This is a genomic window from Pluralibacter sp. (genome assembly GCF_019237635.1).
Taxonomy (GTDB): domain Bacteria; phylum Pseudomonadota; class Gammaproteobacteria; order Enterobacterales; family Enterobacteriaceae; genus Enterobacter_B.
Map to the genome: position 1 here is coordinate 1 of NZ_JAFAGS010000050.1, position 18,809 is coordinate 18,809.

An 18,809-nucleotide genomic window follows, 5' to 3' on the forward strand; every position below is an offset into this window, starting at 1 on the left:
TACAACAGCCGCCCATGCTCGTTGACCACCAGACGTTTGCCGACGCGGTCGAAAAGCTGAACGCCGAGCTGACCTTCAAGATCGGTCAGCGCGGCGCTGACCGCCGACTGCGACAGCGCCAGCATCTGCGAGGCCTGCGTCGTTGAACCGCTTTTCAGCACTTCAGCAAAGACCTCCAGCTGTCGTAGCGTGATATGCATAGGGATACCCCAGAAGTGAAGTGTGACAGATATATTACTTATTTCGATTGATTATAAACATATAATCAATTTTATATTTAAACCAGAGCGGCGTAACCTTTTACACAGTAAAAGGAGAAGGTTATGACTGAACTCACCCTCAATAGACATCGACGTACACTCTGGCATTTTGTCCCTGGCCTTGCGCTGACCGCCATTATCACCGGCGCCGCGCTGTGGGGCGGCAGCATTCCGGCGGTGGCAGGCGCGGGCTTCAGCGCCCTGACGCTGGCTATTCTGTTCGGTATGGTTATCGGCAACAGCGTTTACCCCAAAATCTGGCAGCCCTGCGACGGCGGCGTCCTGTTCGCCAAACAGCATTTACTGCGTCTGGGCATCATTCTTTATGGCTTTCGCCTGACGTTCGCGCAAATTGCTGATGTTGGCGTCAGCGGCATCCTGATTGACGTACTGACGCTCTCCAGCACCTTTATTCTGGCCAGTTTTCTTGGTCAGAAGGTATTCGGCCTCGATAAACACACCAGTTGGCTGATCGGCGCAGGTAGCAGCATCTGCGGCGCGGCGGCGGTACTGGCGACGGAGCCGGTGGTGAAAGCCGAAGCCAGCAAGGTCACCGTCGCCGTGGCGACAGTGGTCATCTTCGGTACCATTGCTATCTTCCTGTACCCGGCGATGTATCCGCTGTTGGCGCACTGGTTCAGCCCGGAAACCTACGGTATTTACATGGGTTCCACCATGCATGAAGTGGCGCAGGTGGTGGCGGCAGGTCATGCTGTCAGTCCGGACGCGGAAAACGCGGCGGTGATCGCCAAAATGCTGCGCGTAATGATGCTGGCGCCGTTCCTGCTGATTCTGGCGGCTCGCGTGAAGCAACTGGCGCCAGCCAACGGCGCCGAGAAAAGCAAAATCACCATTCCGTGGTTTGCCATCCTGTTTATCGTGGTCGCGGTTTTCAACTCTTTCCACCTGCTGCCGAAAAGCATCGTGGATATGCTGGTCACACTGGATACCATCCTGCTGGCCATGGCGATGGCGGCGCTGGGGTTGACCACCCACGTCAGCGCGCTGAAAAAAGCGGGCGCTAAACCGCTGCTGATGGCGCTGGTGCTGTTCGGTTGGCTGATTGTCGGCGGCGGTCTGATTAACGTCGTGGTTCACACCCTTCTGGCATAAACCGCTATATCCTGTTCCTGTTAACCCGCTATCATTAGCATTTCCCCTTTGGCGGGTTTAACAGGAGTCTTTATGAAATACATTGGAGCGCACGTCAGCGCCTCCGGCGGTCTTGCAAACGCCGCCATTCGTGCCGCCGAGATCGGCGCCACCGCCTTTGCCCTGTTCACCAAAAACCAACGCCAGTGGCGCGCTGCCGCGCTTACGCCAGAAGTTATCGACGACTTCAAAGCCGCCTGCGAGAAGTATCACTATGGCCCCGGGCAGATCCTCCCTCACGACAGCTACCTGATAAACCTCGGCCACCCGCTGGAAGAGGCGCTGGAGAAATCCCGCGAGGCGTTTATTGATGAGATGACCCGCTGCCAGCAGTTGGGGCTTCAGTTGCTGAACTTTCACCCGGGCAGCCATCTGACGCAGATCCCGGAAGAGGAGTGCCTGGCGCGCATTGCGCAATCCATCAACATTGCGCTGGCGCAAACCGAAGGCGTTACCGCCGTCATCGAAAATACCGCCGGCCAGGGCAGCAACCTCGGCTTTAAGTTTGAGCATCTGGCGGCGATCATCGACGGCGTGGAAGATAAATCCCGCGTCGGCGTCTGCATTGATACCTGCCACGCCTTTGCTGCAGGCTACGACCTGCGCAGCGCCGAGGCCTGCACGGCGACCTTCGCGGAGTTTGAACGCATCGTCGGCTTCCAGTACCTGCGCGGCATGCACCTTAACGATGCGAAAAGCGCCTTTGGCAGCCGCGTTGACCGCCATCACAGTCTCGGCGAAGGGAATATCGGCCACGACGCCTTCCGTTGGATCATGCAGGACAACCGCTTTGACGGTATTCCGCTGGTGCTGGAAACCATTAACCCGGATATCTGGGCGGAAGAAATCGCCTGGTTAAAAGCACAGCAGACGAAAGAGGCGACGGCCTGAGATGAACGACCGGGAGAAGAAGAGCGCGAAGAAACAACATTAAGGCCGAAAATAAAAAAGGGCAGAGTCCACTCTGCCCCTGGTGATACGGATGATGAACTCAGGCCGCTTTCGCCACCACCTCTTCTTCCGGGCGTTTCAGCACCGCATAAGAGAGACCGGCAACCAGCGTACCGGCGATGATAGCCAGCAGGTAACCCAACACCGGGGTAATCGCGCCTGGAATCAGCAGGACGAACAGGCCGCCGTGCGGCGCCATCAGCTTCGCGCCAATCGCCATGGAGATGGCGCCCGTTACCGCACCGCCGACGATACAGCAAGGCAGTACGCGCATCGGGTCACGCGCCGCAAACGGAATCGCCCCTTCGGTGATAAAGCACAGACCCAGCACCAGCGCCGCTTTACCCCCTTCCTGCTGCGCTTTGTCGAACTTACGACGCGCCACGATAGTCGCCAGACCCAGCGCCAGCGGCGGCACCATACCGGCACCCATGATGGCCGCCATCGGCGCGTACGTTTGCGTACTCAGCAGGCCGACGCCAAACGCATAGGCCGCTTTGTTGACCGGGCCACCCATATCGGTACACATCATACCGCCGAGGATAGCGCCCAGCAGGACAGCGTTCGCTGTGCCCATGGTCTGCAGCCAGTGCGTCAGGCCTTCCAGGATCCCCGCAACCGGTTTACCGATAAGGTAAATCATCGCCAGGCCGACAATCAGACTTGAAAACAGCGGAATGATCAGAATGGGCTTCAGTGCTTCCATGGCTGGCGGCAGCTTCACTTTCGTGCTGATAAGTTTTGCAACGTAACCCGCAAGGAAGCCCGCGATAATCCCGCCGATAAAACCGGAACCGGTGCTTACCGCCAGCATACCGCCGATAAGGCCTGGCGTCAGACCCGGGCGGTCGGCAATGGAGAAGGCAATATAGCCCGCTAGCACCGGCACCATCAGCGCGAACGCGGAACCGCCGCCGATTTGCATCAGCGCCGCCGCCAGAGTGCCCGGCTCTTTAAACGCCTGGATGCCAAACGCAAAGGAGAGCGCAATGCACAGGCCGCCCGCTACCACCATCGGCAGCATATACGAGACGCCGGTCAGCAGGTGGCGATAGGCGCCGCCCGCCTCTTTTTTGCCCTCTTTCGCCGCCTGCGCATTACCGGACGGCTGATACGGCGCGGCTTCCACCAGCGCTTTCTCAAACTCCTGTGCGGTTTTCTTCAGCGCCAGACCGGTGGAGGTACGGTACATCGGCTTACCGGCGAATTTAGCCAGATCGACCTCAATGTCCGCCGCGACGATCACCAGGTCGGCCTGAGCGACCTCCTCCGGCGTAATCGCATTCCCGGCGCCAACAGAACCGCGGGTTTCGACTTTTACCCACCAGCCGCGTTTTTTCGCTTCAGTTTCAATCGCCTCTGCCGCCATGAAGGTATGCGCAACGCCCGTCGGGCAAGCGGTCACGGCCACAATACGTTTAGGGCCGGTTCCGACGGTCGACGGCGCGAGCGTCGTTGCCGGCGCGCTGTATATAGCGGCATGGGATTTGGCTTCGCTGAGGAATAGCTCTGGATGCGCGACGGCGCGATTAATATCGCCGAGATACACCTGTTTGCCGTTCAGCGCGCTGTCCACAGGCAGCGCTGTACCCAACACGATAGCCAGTTCGGTATCGTTTGGGTTATCCGTCATTTCAAGGCGAGCTTTATGCGCAGCCGCACCCAGCAGGGTCTTCGCCATATAGGCGCGCGCCTGACCAAGCCCGGCATCGATAATCAGCAGCGTTTTCATTATGCCTCTCCTGCGGTTAGTTGAAAGGTTGTAAGTCAACACGCGCCATCATCGCGGCCAACTGGGTACGATCGGTAATACCAACGTTACTCTGACTCACGGCCAGTGCAGCCACCGCGGTTGCCAGGCGTAACGTATGTTCACTGGATTCACGCATCAGCAGGCCGTAGATAAGACCGCCAACCATCGAATCCCCTGCGCCTACAGTACTCACCACCTCAACCGACGGTGGTTTGGCTACCCATTCGCCGGATGCGTTCACCCACAGCGCGCCTTCTGCGCCCAGCGAGATAACCACGTGTGCAATGCCCTGCTCGCGCAACGCGTGAGCGGCGTCAATGACATCTTTCATTTCCGGCAGCTTGCGACCCGCCCAGATCTCCAGCTCGCGGCGGTTCGGCTTCACCAGCCACGGCGCGGCCTTCAGACCAGCAACCAGCGCTTCACGGCTGCTGTCGAAGATGATGCACGGGCACTGGCTGCGCAGGCGGATCATCCAGTCGGTAAAGGCTTCCGGGCTGACGCCTACCGGCAGACTGCCGCTGACGCAAACCATATCGAACTGTCCAAGCCAGGTCAGGGAGTCGTTAACGAAGCGCTCCCAGTCCGCTGCGGTGACGTCAAAACCGGAGAAGTTAAAGTCGGTGACTTCGCCGTCTTTTTCCGTCAACTTCACGTTGATACGGGTACGGCCCTGCACCACCTGAAAACGGTTGGCAATGCCCAGTTCGCTGAACAGCTGCTGAAACCCGTCCTGATTATCTTTACCAAGGAAACCGCCCACGGTAACGTCAATCCCTAAATCCTTCAGCACCTTCGCCACGTTGATGCCTTTACCCGCCGCATGCAAGCCAGTGGTACGTACCAGGTTCACTTCGCCGCGTTCAATTTCTGGGGTGAACCCAACAAGATCATAGGCCGGATTGAGGGTAATCGTGGCTACACGTCTGCTCATTACACGCCCTCCCCAAGACCAGAGGCAATGGCTTCGCCAATCGCGTTCAGCGCGCGTTCAGCATCGTCGCCCTGCGCGGTAAAGCGCAGTCGGTGCCCTTTCTTCACGCCCAGCGCGACGACCTTCATCAGGCTGCGTCCGTTGGCCGGTTTACCGCTGCCGTCAAGGTTGGTGACGGTGATGTCGCTGTTGAACTGTTTAATCGTGTTGACCAACATGGTGCCCGGGCGGGCATGCAGGCCGTGCTCATTGCGCACGACAAACTCCGCGCTCAGTACGTCGTCCGCCGGAACGTCATCGCTGGTCAGCAGCGCCAGCAGCGTGGCCGCATCGGCCTTCAGCAGGCGTTCAGCTTTATCGTCGAGCAACAGCGCGCTCAGCCGGTTCAGCACCGTCACCGGCTGGCTGTCGGTCATCGCCACCGTCACCAGCATCGATACCGTTTGGCCGTCAACGTCAAATGCGCGGGCGGCACGGCTGACGGCAATAGCGCTACGAAGATTGCCTTGCGCACTGTCGTTCAGCCAGATGCCATGACCGAGATCCAGCGGCTGTTCCGTAATGGTGTTGGCGACAAATGCGGCATCGACCGCGCCAACCTCTTTCAGACGTCCGGCGTTCAGCGCCTGCAATGTCATCAGATCGCTGGCGACCACGTCCAGGGTCAGCGTATCGTTATCCAGTTTCAGCGCTTCACTCTGCTTTTCGCCCATCAGCAACGCACGCAGTTCTTCAGCGGTGGTTGCGTTTTTCAGCTGTTCAGCAATGGCATCATCACTCAGTACGTGCGTCAGTTGACGCAGCAAGCCAAGGTGCTCATCGGAGCTTGCGGCGATGCCGATCGCCACCCAGGCGGTCTGCCCTTCGCCCCAGGCAACGCCTTGCGGAAACTGGTAAACCTGCACGCCGGTTTTCAGCACCTGGTCGCGAGTCTCCGTGGTGCCGTGAGGGATAGCAATACCGTTGCCAAGAAAGGTTGAGGTTTGCTGCTCGCGAGCCAGCATACCGGCCAGATAGCCTTCCGCGACGTTACCCGCGTTCACCAGCGCTGACGCAACCTGGCAAATCGCCTCTTCTTTATTCCCGGCCTGTTGACCGGGGTGAATGTCCTGCACAGATAACTGGAACATGGTTCTCCTCTCCTGCTGATTTGAATCGTTTCAGCCAATATGAGAAAAAAAGCGCCACCTTCATGTAGGGACAATATGCCGATGACGCTGAAACGTTTCAATAAGTCTGTGACTGAATCACGGGATGTGCAAGGAAAGTTGATTTTTTGATTGCAGAAGTTAGATGCACTGCACATTTTATTATCACTTTCTTCGTATTGCTGACGCTTAAGGCAAATTCAGCCGCATCGTTCAGCAACTTCAGCTAAAAGTGATATTTATTATGAAAAGCTATTTTGATTTTTTTGTGCGGATATTGATATGAACAACTGTTTATTTGCGAACGGCCAGCGTACACTCCAGCCTCTTCCCGAGTGACTGATTCAACGACATGTCTAACACAACCGCTGCCGCCCCCCCGCGTGGGTTTGATCTCACGTCAACGGCATTTTTAATCGTGGCTTTTCTGACCGGCATCGCCGGGGCGCTACAGACGCCGACACTAAGCCTGTTTCTGACCAATGAGGTGCATGTTCGCCCGGCAATGGTCGGTTTCTTCTTCACTGGCAGCGCCATCATCGGCATCCTCGTCAGCCAGTTTCTGGCCGGGCGCTCGGACCGCCAGGGCGACCGCAAGCACCTTATCGTGTTCTGCTGCTTGCTGGGCGTTTTCGCCTGCATTCTGTTTGCCTGGAACCGCAATTATTTTGTCCTGCTGTTTATCGGCGTCTTTCTGAGCAGCTTCGGTTCTACTGCCAACCCGCAAATGTTTGCCCTTGCCCGCGAGCATGCGGATAAAACCGGGCGTGAAGCGGTCATGTTCAGCTCCATTCTGCGTGCGCAGGTATCCCTTGCGTGGGTGATTGGTCCGCCGCTGGCCTACGCGCTGGCGATGGGTTTCGGCTTTACCGTGATGTACCTGAGCGCAGCGGTTGCGTTTGTGGTATGCGGCGCGATGGTGTGGATATTCCTGCCCAGCATGCGCAAAACGCCCGCGACGACGGCAAAACACCTTGAAGCGCCGCGCACCAACCGTCGCGATGCGCTGCTGTTGTTTATCATCTGCACCCTGATGTGGGGCACCAACAGCCTGTATATCATCAATATGCCGCTGTTTATCATTAATGAACTGCATCTGCCGGAGAAGCTGGCAGGCCTGATGATGGGGACCGCAGCCGGTCTGGAAATTCCGACCATGCTCATCGCCGGATATTATGCGAAGCGTTTTGGTAAGCGCTTTCTGATGCGTATCGCTGTGGTGGCGGGGGTGTTCTTCTATATTGGCATGCTGACGGTGCATACCCCTGCCCTGCTTCTGACCATGCAGGCGCTCAATGCCATCTATATTGGGATCCTCGCCGGGATCGGCATGCTCTATTTTCAGGATCTGATGCCCGGTCAGGCCGGGGCTGCCACGACGTTATATACTAATACCACCCGCGTCGGCTGGATCATCGCCGGGTCGCTGGCGGGCGTTGTCGCCGAAGTCTGGAGCTATCATGCGGTGTTCTGGATTGCGCTGGCGATGTGCATCACTACCAGCGTCGGTTTGCTGCGGATCAAGGACGTTTAGGGCGTCGTCAGGCGTTCGAGGTGGATCAGAAAATCCATCGCCTGCTGACGGGATGCGCCGCACATCTCAGCAGACGGCTGAAGCCCGGCGCACACCGTTGGCCGCAACGGCGAGCCGAATATCCTGCAACGCTGCTGCGCATCAAGCTGAATGCAGGGCGTGTTCGCCGGTTTGCCGAGAGTATCATTATTCACTGTTTAAATTTTACATCCCTGCTGTTAGCATCGGAGGATCATCCTTTTCTATCAGTGTTATTTCCCCCATAAATCTGGCGTTCACTTCCTGATTCCTGCATGTAAATTGATCTGTGTCTAATTCCCTTTATTATCAGGACGTTCGCGGAAAAAACCTTTCCCTTAACCAAAATCATCTTAGACACCCTAACCTGTCCAAAGCAGAGCTATTGAATGTCATATTCCTGGAAGAGTTCTGTAAGGAATTGGGGATAGATTCGGTTTCCGGTGCAGCCATCCTTTCCGGTCAACCGTGGTTAGATACGAGGGGTAAGCCCAAAGGGGCTACATTGGGGACAAGCGTTGTCTCAAAGTATGCGCGAATCATCATGCGCGATGCACGTGTCCCTTTTGGTATTCAGATTCCAACACCTGTTGGTGTCAGAATGCAGAAATCAAACAAACTTGCAGCCGTCATTGCTCGGTGGGTTCCCTGGTTGGGCTGGGCTTCACTGTCAATGAGCCTGTACAGGGTTTCTACTCGCACACAGGAGAAATACAATATCATTGCCAGACCGAAAGATCGCATACAGTGGACATCCTTCTGATGACGACAATCACCGATGAAGTATTATCTCTGTTTCGTGAAGAGATCCCAGGCTATCTGGACAGCCACTGGAAAGAGGTCCCTTTAGAACTGGATTCGGACCTGTTCGATTGTCCCCGTGATGATCTGGAGGATGCCATACGGAAGTACAAAGAAAGGTTCTATATCGATCTTGATAGTTTGAATTGGTCTTTGTACTTTCCGTGGGAACATACACCACGTTTTCAGCGGTGGTTTAAGCTCAAGCGGGATAATGTGGAGTCATCACGATTACCGCTCACTGTCAGGATGTTTGCAGAGTCAGCAGAAGCTGGTAAATGGTTGTTCGGCTGACTTTTATCAAAAGCTGGCCCGCAGAACCCTCTGCTTCTCACGCTCTAATGAGGTGTGAGTTTACGCACAGAAACCACGAAAAGTCTCCACAGCAACTTTTTATAAAAAAACACCACAAAATTATTTATAGCAACACTTTTATGATGAGGTCAGCTTTTCAAGATGAATCAAGTAAGCCATAGCCTCTTCGCGATTCGCATGACACATATCAAGCGAAGGAAGTAGGCTTCCACAGACTTTGGGACGGTGGATTGACCCAAAGATGTTACATAAATTATCTTCCGATAACTGCACACATTTTACATTCGCCGGTTTGCCATTGGGCATTCCCGGAATCGGGCTGGAGATCGAAGGCGCGGTACAGCAGGCACCACAGTCCGGGCGACAATCCATGATGGGTCTCTCGTCAGTCAGGCAGAGCACCTTATCACCTTTTCGCAAAACCCGCGAATTCCGCTTGCCTGAAAGGGCTGGCGCGAGTACTTTGACGCGATATTTTTGACTTCTGTTAAACAGGATTACTGCAATGCCAAGAGCGAACGAAATTAAAAAAGGTATGGTACTGAATTACAACGGCAAGCTGCTGATTGTTAAAGATATTGATATTCAGTCCCCGAGCGCCCGCGGCGCAGCAACGCTGTACAAAATGCGTTTTTCCGATGTCCGCACTGGCTTGAAAGTGGAAGAGCGTTTTAAAGGCGATGATATCCTTGATACCGTGACCCTGACCCGTCGTTTCGTTGATTTCTCCTACGTCGACGGCAACGAATACGTATTCATGGATAAAGAAGACTATACGCCGTACACCTTCACCAAAGACCAGATTGAAGAAGAGCTGCAGTTCATCCCGGAAGGCGGGATGCCGGACATGCAGGTGTTGACCTGGGACGGCCAGTTGCTGGCGCTTGAACTGCCGCAGACCGTTGACTTAGAAATCGTCGAAACCGCACCGGGTATTAAGGGCGCTTCCGCAAGCTCCCGCACCAAACCGGCGACCCTGACCACCGGTCTGGTTATCCAGGTTCCGGAATACCTGACCGCTGGTGAGAAAATCCGCATTCATATCGAAGAGAAGCGCTACATGGGTCGCGCTGACTGATAAGACCAAAAAAGGACGGTGCATACCGTCCTTTTTTATTACCGCCGGATAAACGCCGTGATTACAGCAGATCCGGGAATTTGGTCATCTTCAACGCCAGCTCCACGCCGCGAACTTCCGCAAGCCCCTTCAGACGGCCAATCGCCGAATAGCCCGGGTTGGTTTTCTTCTTCAGATCGTCAAGCATCTGATGACCGTGATCCGGACGCATCGGGATCGGACGCAGGTCGCCTGCCTTCTTCCGACGCTGCTCTTCGGTCAGAATGGCATTCACCACCGCCACCATGTTGACGTCGCCCGTCAGATGCGCCGCTTCGTGGAAGGTTTTTGGGTTGTCTTCACGGCAGGTCGCGCGCAGATGGGTGAAGTGAATCCGATCGCCAAAGGTTTCAATCATCTTCACCAGGTCGTTATCCGCCCGTACGCCGTAAGACCCGGTGCACATGGTGAAACCGTTGTTGATGCTGTCGACAGTCTCTTTCAGCCACTGCATGTCTTCAATGGTTGAGACGATGCGCGGCAGGCCGAGGATCGGACGCGGCGGATCGTCAGGGTGCACCGCCAGGCGCACGCCCACCTCTTCAGCGACCGGCACAATCGCCCGCAGGAAGACGGCCATGTTTTCGCGCAGTTGATCCTTGCTGATGTTGTCATACTCCGCAAGGCGCTGGCGGAACTGATCCAGTGTATAGCCCTCTTCAGCGCCCGGCAGACCGGCAATGATGTTGCGGGTCAGTTTTTCAATCTCAACGTCACTTGCGGCATTGAAATACGCCAGCGCCTGATCCTGTTCCTGTTGCGTATAATCCGCCTGCGCGCCTGCGCGTTTGAGGATATACAGTTCGAACGCAGCAAAGGCGATTTGATCGAAACGCAGCGCTTTTGAGCCGTCCGGCAACGGATACTCAAGGTCAGTGCGTGTCCAGTCGAGGATTGGCATGAAGTTGTAGCAGACGGTGTCAATACCGCACTCGGCCAGATTGCGGATGCTCTGCTGATAGTTGGCAATCCAGGTCTGATAGTCGCCGGAGCGAGTTTTGATCTCTTCGTGAACCGGAATACTCTCGACCACCGACCAGGTCAGTCCCTTTTCCGCCAGTAGCGCCTGACGCTTTTTAATCTCGTCAACCGGCCAGACCTGGCCGTTAGGGATATGGTGCAGTGCAGTGACAACACCGGTCGCGCCAGCCTGACGCACATCATCAAGAGACACCGGATCGTTCGGTCCGTACCAACGCCAGGTTTGTTCCATCGCCACACCTCTTAAGTTGTTATACCAATAATGCAAAATTCCATGACGACTACCATACATGTTTCTCCGTAATGGTCAAACAGCCCCACAGCATTGATTGATCGAGCTCACATTCCCGGGATAAATACGGCACACCAATTTAATTTGTTGTCATATAACTTTACACTGAGCATTGTTAATTAATGGTTATGTAGGTGTTTATATAATGAAGACAATCGCCACTACCGCCCTGCCGGATACCGTTCAATTGCCGCAGTATGATCGGCAACAACTGCGCTCGCGCATTGTTCACTTCGGTTTCGGCGCCTTCCATCGCGCCCATCAGGCGCTGCTGACAGACAGGGTGCTCAATACCACGGGCGGCGACTGGGGATTGTGTGAAATTAGCCTGTTCAGCGGCGATGTGCTGATGAGCCAGTTGCGTCAGCAGGATCATCGCTATACCGTGCTGGAAAAAGGCGCGGACGGTAACCGGGCAATCGTGGTCGGCGCTGTGCATGAGTGCCTGAACGCCAGGCTCGATTCGCTGGCCGCCATTATTGAAAAGTTCTGCGAGCCGCAGGTCGCCATCGTCTCGCTGACCATCACGGAAAAGGGCTACTGCATCGACCCGGCCACCGGCCAGTTGGACGTCACGCAGCCGCGTATCCTTCACGACCTCGAAAACCCGACGATGCCCCACTCGGCACCGGGTATTCTGGTAGAAGCGCTGGCCCGCCGCCGCGAACGCGGCCTGTCGCCGTTCACCGTCCTGTCCTGCGATAACATTCCGGATAACGGCCACGTGGTGAAAAATGCTGTTTTCGGCATGGCGGCAAAACGCTCACCGGAGTTGGCGCAGTGGATAGCCGCGCACGCCAGCTTCCCCGGCACCATGGTTGACCGTATCGTGCCCGCGGCAACACCGGAGTCGCTTGCGGAAATCGCGCAGTACCTTGGCGTGGAAGACCCCTGCGCGGTGAGTTGCGAGCCGTTTATTCAGTGGGTGGTTGAGGATAACTTTGTCGCCGGACGCCCGGAATGGGAAATCGCCGGCGTGCAGATGGTGAACGACGTCCTGCCCTGGGAGCAAATGAAGCTGCGAATGCTGAACGGCAGCCATTCGTTCCTGGCCTATCTGGGTTATCTGGCGGGTTATGAGCACATCAGCGACTGTATGCAGGATGATAATTTCCGCCGCGCCGCCCACCGTCTGATGATGCAGGAACAGGCGCCGACGCTTGACATCAAAGGCGTCAACCTGAACGACTATGCCGACAGCCTGGTAGCCCGCTTCTCTAACCCGGCGCTGAAGCACCGCACCTGGCAAATCGCGATGGACGGCAGCCAGAAGTTGCCGCAGCGCATGCTGGAAAGCATCCGGATTCACCTGCAGCGGGGTAGCGACTGGTCGCTGCTGGCGTTGGGCGTCGCGGGTTGGATGCGTTACGTTAGCGGCGTAGACGAGCGCCAGGAAGCCATTGATGTGCGCGATCCGCTGATCGAAAAAATCCGCCATCGGGTGGCGACCAGCCAGCCCGAGGACCGGGTGACCGCCCTGCTGTCATTAACGGAGATTTTTGGCGCTGACCTTGCACAGAACGCCAGTTTCACCGCCGCTGTGCAGCACGCCTGGGCTTTACTGACCCGCGACGGCGCCCGCCGGGCGGTGAGCGCGGCCCTGAATTCTTAACGATTCCTGCCATTTAGCGGACAGATTCCCCTTCTGTCCGCATTAAAGACTTCTCTTTTCTCCCTTTTTTCGCCAGGATAAATCACACCTGTTACATTATTACATTTACCCCATCGGGAGTTTTCGTGACGCTCACTAACCTGATTACTGGTTTTCTTGGCAGCGGCAAAACCACCTCCATTTTGCATTTACTGGCGACGAAACCCGCCAGTGAGAAGTGGGCGGTGCTGGTGAACGAGTTTGGCGAAGTCGGTATCGATGGCGCGTTGCTGGCAGACAGTGGCGCATTGCTCAAAGAGATCCCCGGCGGCTGTATGTGCTGCATCAATGGTCTTCCGATGCAGGTCGGCCTCAACACCCTGCTACGCCAGGGTAAGCCTGACCGCCTGCTGATCGAACCTACCGGGCTGGGGCATCCGAAACAGATCCTCGATATCCTGACCGCGCCGGTCTACGAACCGTGGATCGACCTGCGCGCCACGCTGTGCGTCCTCGACCCGCGTCAGTTATTGGATGAAAAAATCGTCAGCAACGAGAATTTCCGCGATCAGCTCGCCGCTGCCGACGTTATCATTGCCAACAAGCGTGATAAAGCGACGGCAGAAAGCCAGCAGGTTTTCGAGCAGTGGTGGCAAACCTATGGCGGCGGACGGCTGCGCGTGGACGCCACTCAGGGCAATATTGACGCCGGGTTGCTGACTCTCCCACGTCGCAACCTTGCGCCGCTGCCGGAAAGCGCCGCCCATGCCCACAGCCACCCGTCGAACAAGGGACTGGCGGCATTAAGCCTCCCGGGCCACCAGCGCTGGCGACGCAGCGTTAACAGCGGTCAGGGCTATGTTGCCTGCGGCTGGATTTTCGACGCCGATACCCAGTTTGATACTATCGGTCTGCTTGAATGGGCACGTCTGGCGCCGGTTTCACGGGTAAAAGGCGTTATGCGTATTGCAGAAGGTCTGGTACGTATTAATCGCCAGGGCATGGACCTGCATATTGAAACGCAAAATGTCGCACCGCCTGACAGCCGCATCGAGCTAATTAATGACGGCGATATTGACTGGAATGTACTGCAGACCTCGCTGTTGAAACTCCGTGTCAGCTGACCGAAAGGGGCGCTTATTTACGCCCTCGTTTATCTGCTGATATTTTGCTCATGAGATAATTCTTATTTCCCCTGATTATTTCTATGGTTTTTTATTCTTGCGCCAAACAATCGGTATGTCGTGGAGAGTGACATGCCGTTGAGCGACAGCATTATCACGCTGTTTGATCGTTTCTCGCCGCAACAAGCAACAAAAATCAAACAATCAACCAACACAAATTAACAACATCCATCAGGGATAGTTTTCTGTTCCTGAACACGCATTGCTGCTTTTTTATTCACCTCGTCATCATCCTGACACAATTTTCGTTTTAGATTTGAAGGAATTGGCTAATTTGCGCGCGGAATTGATGCTATTTTTGGCTTTGCCGTTTTGTCACTTTCTGTATCACAAATTCTTATAAAAAAACGCGGAAAAGCGCTCGCCAAGCCAGCATCGATCGGGTAACCTCGTTCTCGTTTTGCCTGACAGAGTTAAATTATTCGTAGGGTAAATAAATTTGTGCGATGGTGCACAATTTTGAACCTAAGCAATTGTCTCATTGTGGGCAGGTATTTAGTCTCGTCACGGTTGGCATTTTTATAACGGTGTTTATCGTTAAGGACTTCAAGGGATAATAAGCAAAATGGTCAAATCTCAACCAATTTTGAGATACGTCTTGCGGGCAATACCCGCAATAGCAGTAGCGGTACTGCTTTCTGCATGTAGTTCTACCAATACCGCAAAGAATATGCATTCTGAGACGCATGCTGTGGGAATGGAAGATCCTTCTTCACTGCAAGCCTCTCAGGATGAATTTGAATCCATGGTGCGTAATCTCGACGTGAAATCGCGCCTGATGGAACAATATGCAAGCTGGAAAGGCGTTCGCTACCGTCTCGGCGGCGACACCAGACGCGGTATCGACTGTTCAGCGTTTGTACAGCGCACCTTCCGTGACCAGTTCGGTTTAGAACTTCCACGTTCTACTTCCGAGCAGCAGGAGATGGGCCGTTCAATAAAACGCACTCAGTTGCGCACCGGTGATTTAGTGCTGTTCCGCGCCGGGTCGACGGGCCGCCATGTTGGTATCTACATCGGTAATAACCAGTTTGTTCATGCCTCCACCAGCAGCGGCGTGACTATCTCGAGTATGGACGAGCCATACTGGAACAAGCGCTACAACGAAGCGCGTCGCGTATTGAGCCGTTCCTGATGCACATCTTGCTGTCGGTTTTCCCTTGGCTGACGGCAGGATCCAGAAGAAAAGCACTGCCTGCGTAGTGTTTTTTTTGCCTTTCATCTTTCGCCTCCCCAGCATAATAGTGGTTCGCTACCAGGCTATGATGGTCAATAATACATATAGCCCTCTGGCCGTTATTTTCAGCGTTAAATATCACGGATAAGACATCTGAATGTTCACCCGCTACTTCTCTGTTGGCCGTCGCATTATGTTTCTCAGCCTGGCGCTGGGAATCACCATCGCGTTGCTGGCCGGTAGCGTGCAGTTTATGATCTCTCACCAAAAGCGAGCCGAGCAGTTCGATACCATTACTCACGATCTGCAAAAATACCTGAACAGTTATTTTGGCGAACTGCTGACGACCATTGATACGCTGCAGCCGTTGAACATGAGCCCGTGCGAGCAGGTTTCGGCTGAGCTGACTTCCCGGGCGGCATTCAGCCTTAATGTGCGCGCATTCCTGCTGGTAAGCGACAACCATGCCGTTTGCTCCTCCGCAACGGGAAAAATGGATGTTCCGCTACAGGAGTTGGTGCCTCAGATTGACCCCAGTAAGGCGCTGGATCTGCGCATCGTGCCAGGGACGCCGATGCTGCCAAACCGCCCGGCCTTCCTGCTTTGGGTTCGCAGCCCGCTGCTGGAAAACCGCGGCATTCTTACCTCTATTAACGCCAACCTGATGCCGGTCATCCTTTACTCCTCGCGGCTGAATCAGTTTAGCGGCATTTCACTGGTAACCAACGGTACGGCGATATCGACGTTCGGCACCCGTCCCGTCGACGTGAAAACGCTGAAAACCACGCCGGTTCGCAGCGCCCAGGTCAACGGCGTCCCTTTGACGCTCAACATCTATGGCGATGAATGGTCCATCGATAATATCCAGTACGCGCTGTTGCTGGGCGCCGTGTGCGGCCTGCTCGCCGGACTGCTGTGCTACTACGTGCTGACGGTTCGCCTGCGTCCTGGCAAAGAGATAACGCTCGCCATTAAACGCGGCCAGTTTTATGTGGTTTACCAACCGGTGGTTGAATCCGAGACCATGAAGATTCGCGGCGTTGAGGTCTTGATGCGCTGGAACCATCCTACCGCCGGGGAGATCCCGCCAGACGCCTTTATCAACTTTGCCGAAGCGCAGCAGCTTATCGTGCCGCTAACGCGCCACCTGTTTGAGCTCATCGCTAAAGACGCCCCGGCGCTGCAAAAGATGCTGCCGCCGGGCGCGAAGCTTGGCATCAACATCGCCCCGGCCCACCTGCATGCCGACAGTTTCCAGCAGGATCTGCGTGATTTCTCCGCGATGCTGCCCGCCAACTATTTCCAGTTGGTACTCGAAATTACCGAACGCGACATGCTGAACCAGCATCTGGCCATGAAGCTGTTTGAATGGATGCATCACGAAGGGTATGAAATTGCGATCGACGACTTCGGTACCGGACACAGCGCACTTATCTACCTGGAGCGCTACGCCTTTGACTACATCAAAATCGACCGCGGCTTTATTAACGCCATCGGCACCGAAACCGTCACCTCGCCGGTGCTGGATGCGGTGCTGACGCTCGCCAGACGAATGAAGCTGGTCACGGTCGCCGAGGGTGTAGAAACGCCCGAGCAGGCGGCCTGGCTACACGAACATGGCGTTAACTTTCTGCAGGGGTACTGGATAAGCCGTCCATTGACGCTGGAAAAACTACAGCAAGCGTACCGCGAGCCTGCGAAATATTTCCCAACGCCCTGAGCCTCACTTATTATTCAGGGCATCGGGGCCGTCAGCCGGACATGACCAAAGAAGGAACGCATCCTGAAGATTATTGCGCGCATAGGTTTACTGATGTTGGCGCTGTTCAGCGCAGCGGGACACGCACAAACCATCAAAGAGAGTTACGCCTTCTCAGTGATTGGCGAGCCGAAGTATGCGTATAACTTCAATCATTACGATTATGTCAACCCGGCAGCCCCCAAAGGGGGGACGGTAACCTTATCGGCCATTGGCACCTTCGATAACTTCAACCGCTTTGCCCTGCGCGGCAATGCCGCGGTACGAACCGAGTCGCTCTACGACTCGCTGTTTACCACCTCGGATGATGAGCCTGGCAGCTACTACCCGCTGATTGCCGACCGGGCGCGTTACGCCGATGATTTCTCCTGGGCCGAAGTGACCATAAACCCTCGCGCTTGTTTCCACGACGGTTCGCCAATTACCGCCAGCGATGTCGCCTTTACGTTTCACAAATTTATGACCGAAGGCGTGCCGCAGTTTCGCCTGATCTTTAAAGGCGCGAAGGTGAAGGCCATTGCGCCGCTGACCGTTCGCATTGAGCTTGCAAAACCCAGCAAGGAAGACATGCTGAGCCTGTTCTCATTGCCGGTGATGCCGGAAAAATACTGGCGCAACCACAAGCTCAGCGATCCGCTCTCTACCCCGCCGTTGGCCAACGGCCCTTATAAAATTACCCGCTGGAAAATGGGGCAGTATGTGGTTTATTCCCGGGTAAAGGACTACTGGGCCGCCGATTTACCGGTTAACCGCGGACGCTGGAATTTCGACACCCTCCGCTATGACTATTATCTGGACGATAACGTCGCGTTCGAAGCGTTCAAAGCCGGAGCGTTTGATTTTCGCACCGAAAGCAGCCCTAAGAACTGGGCCACGCGCTATATCGGAAAAAACTTCAGCAACCACTTTATTGTGAAAGAAGAAGAGAAAAGCCAGTCGGCGCAGGATACACGCTGGCTGACGTTCAACATTCAGCGCCCGGTGTTCGTCGACCGAAACGTACGTAAGGCCATCGGCCTGGCGTTCGATTTCGAATGGATGAACAAGGCGCTGTTTTATGGCGCCTACAGCCGCGCCGACAGCTACTTCCAGAATACCGAATACGCGGCGCGCGGCTATCCGGATGCCGATGAGCTCACCCTGCTGGCGCCGATGAAAAAGGATCTGCCGCCAGAGGTCTTTACCTCCATTTATCAGCCGCCGGTCTCTAACGGCAACGGCTTCGATCGTGACAACCTGCTCGAAGCCGACAAGCTGCTGACGGCGGCGGGCTGGGTGCTGAAAGGTCAGCAGCGGGTTAATGTCAAGACCGGCAAGCCGCTGCGCTTTGAGCTGCTGCTGCCGTCTGCCGGAAATAACCAGTGGGTGATGCCGTTTCAGCACAATCTGCAGCGTATCGGGGTGACAATGGAAATCCGCCAGGTGGATATTTCCCAACTCACCAACCGAATGCGCAGCCGGGATTACGACATGATGCCCACCCTGTGGCGCGCCATGCCGTGGCCAAGCGGCTCCGACCTGCAAATTTCGTGGTCCTCGGCCTACATCAACTCCTCGTACAATGCGCCGGGCGTCAGCAGCCCGGTTATCGATAATCTGATTGCCCAAATTACCCGCAGGCAGGGCAACAAAGCGAAGCTGCTGCCGCTGGGGCGAGCGCTGGACCGGGTCCTCACCTGGAACTATTACCAGTTGCCGATGTGGTATATGGCGTCGGACCGCATGGCGTACTGGGATAAATTCTCCCACCCAGCCGTACGCCCCATCTACTCCATCGGCTTCGATAACTGGTGGTATGACGTCAACAAAGCGGCGAAGCTGCCAGCGGACAAGCGTTAAGGA

Annotated in this window: 17 protein-coding genes and 1 pseudogene; 11 read left to right on the forward strand and 7 right to left on the reverse strand. The window is 55.5% G+C overall.

Annotated features, from left to right (window positions below; all coding sequences use genetic code 11):
- A partial coding sequence (locus JO226_RS06005; RefSeq protein WP_293534639.1) for a LysR family transcriptional regulator occupies nucleotides 1-200 on the reverse strand: 200 nt, incomplete at its 3' end.
- A gap of 123 nt (nucleotides 201-323) precedes the next feature.
- On the opposite strand from JO226_RS06005, the gene JO226_RS06010 reads away from it, so the two are divergent.
- Nucleotides 324-1,373 carry a YeiH family protein gene (locus JO226_RS06010; protein WP_293534641.1) on the forward strand — a complete coding sequence of 350 codons (1,050 nt, stop codon included), beginning with the start codon at nucleotides 324-326 and terminating at the stop codon, nucleotides 1,371-1,373.
- Nucleotides 1,374-1,445: 72 nt separating this feature from the next.
- Nucleotides 1,446-2,303 carry a deoxyribonuclease IV gene (gene nfo, locus JO226_RS06015; RefSeq protein ID WP_293534643.1) on the forward strand — a complete coding sequence of 286 codons (858 nt, stop codon included), beginning with the start codon at nucleotides 1,446-1,448 and terminating at the stop codon, nucleotides 2,301-2,303.
- Nucleotides 2,304-2,403: 100 nt separating this feature from the next.
- Here the strand turns inward: nfo and fruA are convergent, their stop codons facing one another.
- From fruA to fruB, 3 genes are read right to left on the reverse strand one after another with little or no spacing between them, the layout of a single operon-like run.
- A complete protein-coding gene (fruA, locus tag JO226_RS06020; RefSeq protein ID WP_293534646.1) occupies nucleotides 2,404-4,095 on the reverse strand; it encodes a PTS fructose transporter subunit IIBC in 1,692 nt (563 codons plus the stop codon).
- 16 nt (nucleotides 4,096-4,111) lie between these two features.
- Nucleotides 4,112-5,050 (reverse strand): 1-phosphofructokinase, encoded by a 939-nt coding sequence (gene fruK, locus JO226_RS06025; RefSeq protein WP_293534648.1) that lies wholly within the window; start codon nucleotides 5,048-5,050, stop codon nucleotides 4,112-4,114.
- The gene (gene fruB / locus JO226_RS06030; RefSeq protein ID WP_293534651.1) at nucleotides 5,050-6,180 is read right to left on the reverse strand and encodes a fused PTS fructose transporter subunit IIA/HPr protein; all 1,131 of its coding nucleotides are present in this window, start codon (nucleotides 6,178-6,180) and stop codon (nucleotides 5,050-5,052) included. The genes fruK and fruB overlap by 1 nt, the downstream gene beginning before the upstream one ends.
- A 370-nt stretch (nucleotides 6,181-6,550) precedes the next feature.
- Between fruB and setB the strand changes: the two genes are divergently transcribed.
- On the forward strand, nucleotides 6,551-7,732 hold the full coding sequence (gene setB, locus JO226_RS06035) for a sugar efflux transporter SetB (RefSeq protein ID WP_293534654.1): 1,182 nt from the start codon (nucleotides 6,551-6,553) through the stop codon (nucleotides 7,730-7,732).
- Here setB and JO226_RS06040 read toward each other — a convergent pair.
- Nucleotides 7,729-7,908: pseudogene (locus JO226_RS06040) on the reverse strand (YkgJ family cysteine cluster protein); the annotation flags it as partial. The gene setB and the pseudogene JO226_RS06040 overlap by 4 nt on opposite strands.
- Nucleotides 7,909-8,117: 209 nt before the next feature.
- On the opposite strand from JO226_RS06040, the gene JO226_RS06045 reads away from it, so the two are divergent.
- Together JO226_RS06045 and JO226_RS06050 are read left to right on the forward strand one after the other, a co-directional pair.
- The gene (locus tag JO226_RS06045) at nucleotides 8,118-8,513 is read left to right on the forward strand and encodes an STM2901 family protein (protein WP_293534706.1); all 396 of its coding nucleotides are present in this window, start codon (nucleotides 8,118-8,120) and stop codon (nucleotides 8,511-8,513) included.
- The gene (locus JO226_RS06050) at nucleotides 8,513-8,845 is read left to right on the forward strand and encodes a DUF1493 family protein (protein WP_293534657.1); all 333 of its coding nucleotides are present in this window, start codon (nucleotides 8,513-8,515) and stop codon (nucleotides 8,843-8,845) included. Before JO226_RS06045 ends, JO226_RS06050 begins: the two co-directional genes overlap by 1 nt.
- Before the next feature lie 138 nt (nucleotides 8,846-8,983).
- Here the strand turns inward: JO226_RS06050 and JO226_RS06055 are convergent, their stop codons facing one another.
- The gene (locus JO226_RS06055) at nucleotides 8,984-9,238 is read right to left on the reverse strand and encodes a YkgJ family cysteine cluster protein (RefSeq protein WP_293534708.1); all 255 of its coding nucleotides are present in this window, start codon (nucleotides 9,236-9,238) and stop codon (nucleotides 8,984-8,986) included.
- 133 nt (nucleotides 9,239-9,371) lie between these two features.
- On the opposite strand from JO226_RS06055, the gene yeiP reads away from it, so the two are divergent.
- On the forward strand, nucleotides 9,372-9,944 hold the full coding sequence (gene yeiP, locus JO226_RS06060) for an elongation factor P-like protein YeiP (protein ID WP_293534659.1): 573 nt from the start codon (nucleotides 9,372-9,374) through the stop codon (nucleotides 9,942-9,944).
- Nucleotides 9,945-10,005: 61 nt separating this feature from the next.
- Here the strand turns inward: yeiP and uxuA are convergent, their stop codons facing one another.
- Entirely contained in the window at nucleotides 10,006-11,196 is a 1,191-nt protein-coding gene (gene uxuA, locus JO226_RS06065) for a mannonate dehydratase (protein ID WP_293534662.1), read from the reverse strand.
- Nucleotides 11,197-11,401: 205 nt separating this feature from the next.
- Here uxuA and JO226_RS06070 point away from each other — a divergent pair, with 205 nt between their 5' ends.
- The 5 genes from JO226_RS06070 to JO226_RS06090 all read left to right on the forward strand — a co-directional run bounded on the left by JO226_RS06070 (nucleotide 11,402) and on the right by JO226_RS06090 (nucleotide 18,806).
- A complete protein-coding gene (locus tag JO226_RS06070; RefSeq protein WP_293534664.1) occupies nucleotides 11,402-12,868 on the forward strand; it encodes a mannitol dehydrogenase family protein in 1,467 nt (488 codons plus the stop codon).
- A 125-nt stretch (nucleotides 12,869-12,993) separates the two neighbouring features.
- Nucleotides 12,994-13,971, forward strand: coding sequence for a GTP-binding protein (locus JO226_RS06075; protein WP_293534667.1), 978 nt, complete (start codon nucleotides 12,994-12,996; stop codon nucleotides 13,969-13,971).
- Between the two features lie 625 nt (nucleotides 13,972-14,596).
- A complete protein-coding gene (mepS, locus tag JO226_RS06080; RefSeq protein WP_293534670.1) occupies nucleotides 14,597-15,166 on the forward strand; it encodes a bifunctional murein DD-endopeptidase/murein LD-carboxypeptidase in 570 nt (189 codons plus the stop codon).
- A 199-nt stretch (nucleotides 15,167-15,365) separates the two neighbouring features.
- Nucleotides 15,366-16,928 carry a cyclic di-GMP phosphodiesterase gene (locus tag JO226_RS06085; RefSeq protein WP_293534672.1) on the forward strand — a complete coding sequence of 521 codons (1,563 nt, stop codon included), beginning with the start codon at nucleotides 15,366-15,368 and terminating at the stop codon, nucleotides 16,926-16,928.
- Nucleotides 16,929-16,997: 69 nt separating this feature from the next.
- On the forward strand, nucleotides 16,998-18,806 hold the full coding sequence (locus tag JO226_RS06090) for an extracellular solute-binding protein (protein WP_293534711.1): 1,809 nt from the start codon (nucleotides 16,998-17,000) through the stop codon (nucleotides 18,804-18,806).
- The last annotated feature ends 3 nt before the right edge of the window (nucleotides 18,807-18,809 follow it).

What these genes read in the sequence shown, in the direction of transcription:
- JO226_RS06010 (WP_293534641.1), top strand. Translation starts at nt 324, where the DNA reads ATGACTGAACTCACCCTCAATAGACATCGACGTACACTCTGGCATTTT.
- nfo (WP_293534643.1), top strand. Translation starts at nt 1,446, where the DNA reads ATGAAATACATTGGAGCGCACGTCAGCGCCTCCGGCGGTCTTGCAAAC.
- fruA (WP_293534646.1), bottom strand. Translation starts at nt 4,095, where the DNA reads ATGAAAACGCTGCTGATTATCGATGCCGGGCTTGGTCAGGCGCGCGCC.
- fruK (WP_293534648.1), bottom strand. Translation starts at nt 5,050, where the DNA reads ATGAGCAGACGTGTAGCCACGATTACCCTCAATCCGGCCTATGATCTT.
- fruB (WP_293534651.1), bottom strand. Translation starts at nt 6,180, where the DNA reads ATGTTCCAGTTATCTGTGCAGGACATTCACCCCGGTCAACAGGCCGGG.
- setB (WP_293534654.1), top strand. Translation starts at nt 6,551, where the DNA reads ATGTCTAACACAACCGCTGCCGCCCCCCCGCGTGGGTTTGATCTCACG.
- JO226_RS06050 (WP_293534657.1), top strand. Translation starts at nt 8,513, where the DNA reads ATGACGACAATCACCGATGAAGTATTATCTCTGTTTCGTGAAGAGATC.
- JO226_RS06055 (WP_293534708.1), bottom strand. Translation starts at nt 9,238, where the DNA reads ATGGATTGTCGCCCGGACTGTGGTGCCTGCTGTACCGCGCCTTCGATC.
- yeiP (WP_293534659.1), top strand. Translation starts at nt 9,372, where the DNA reads ATGCCAAGAGCGAACGAAATTAAAAAAGGTATGGTACTGAATTACAAC.
- uxuA (WP_293534662.1), bottom strand. Translation starts at nt 11,196, where the DNA reads ATGGAACAAACCTGGCGTTGGTACGGACCGAACGATCCGGTGTCTCTT.
- JO226_RS06070 (WP_293534664.1), top strand. Translation starts at nt 11,402, where the DNA reads ATGAAGACAATCGCCACTACCGCCCTGCCGGATACCGTTCAATTGCCG.
- mepS (WP_293534670.1), top strand. Translation starts at nt 14,597, where the DNA reads ATGGTCAAATCTCAACCAATTTTGAGATACGTCTTGCGGGCAATACCC.
- JO226_RS06085 (WP_293534672.1), top strand. Translation starts at nt 15,366, where the DNA reads ATGTTCACCCGCTACTTCTCTGTTGGCCGTCGCATTATGTTTCTCAGC.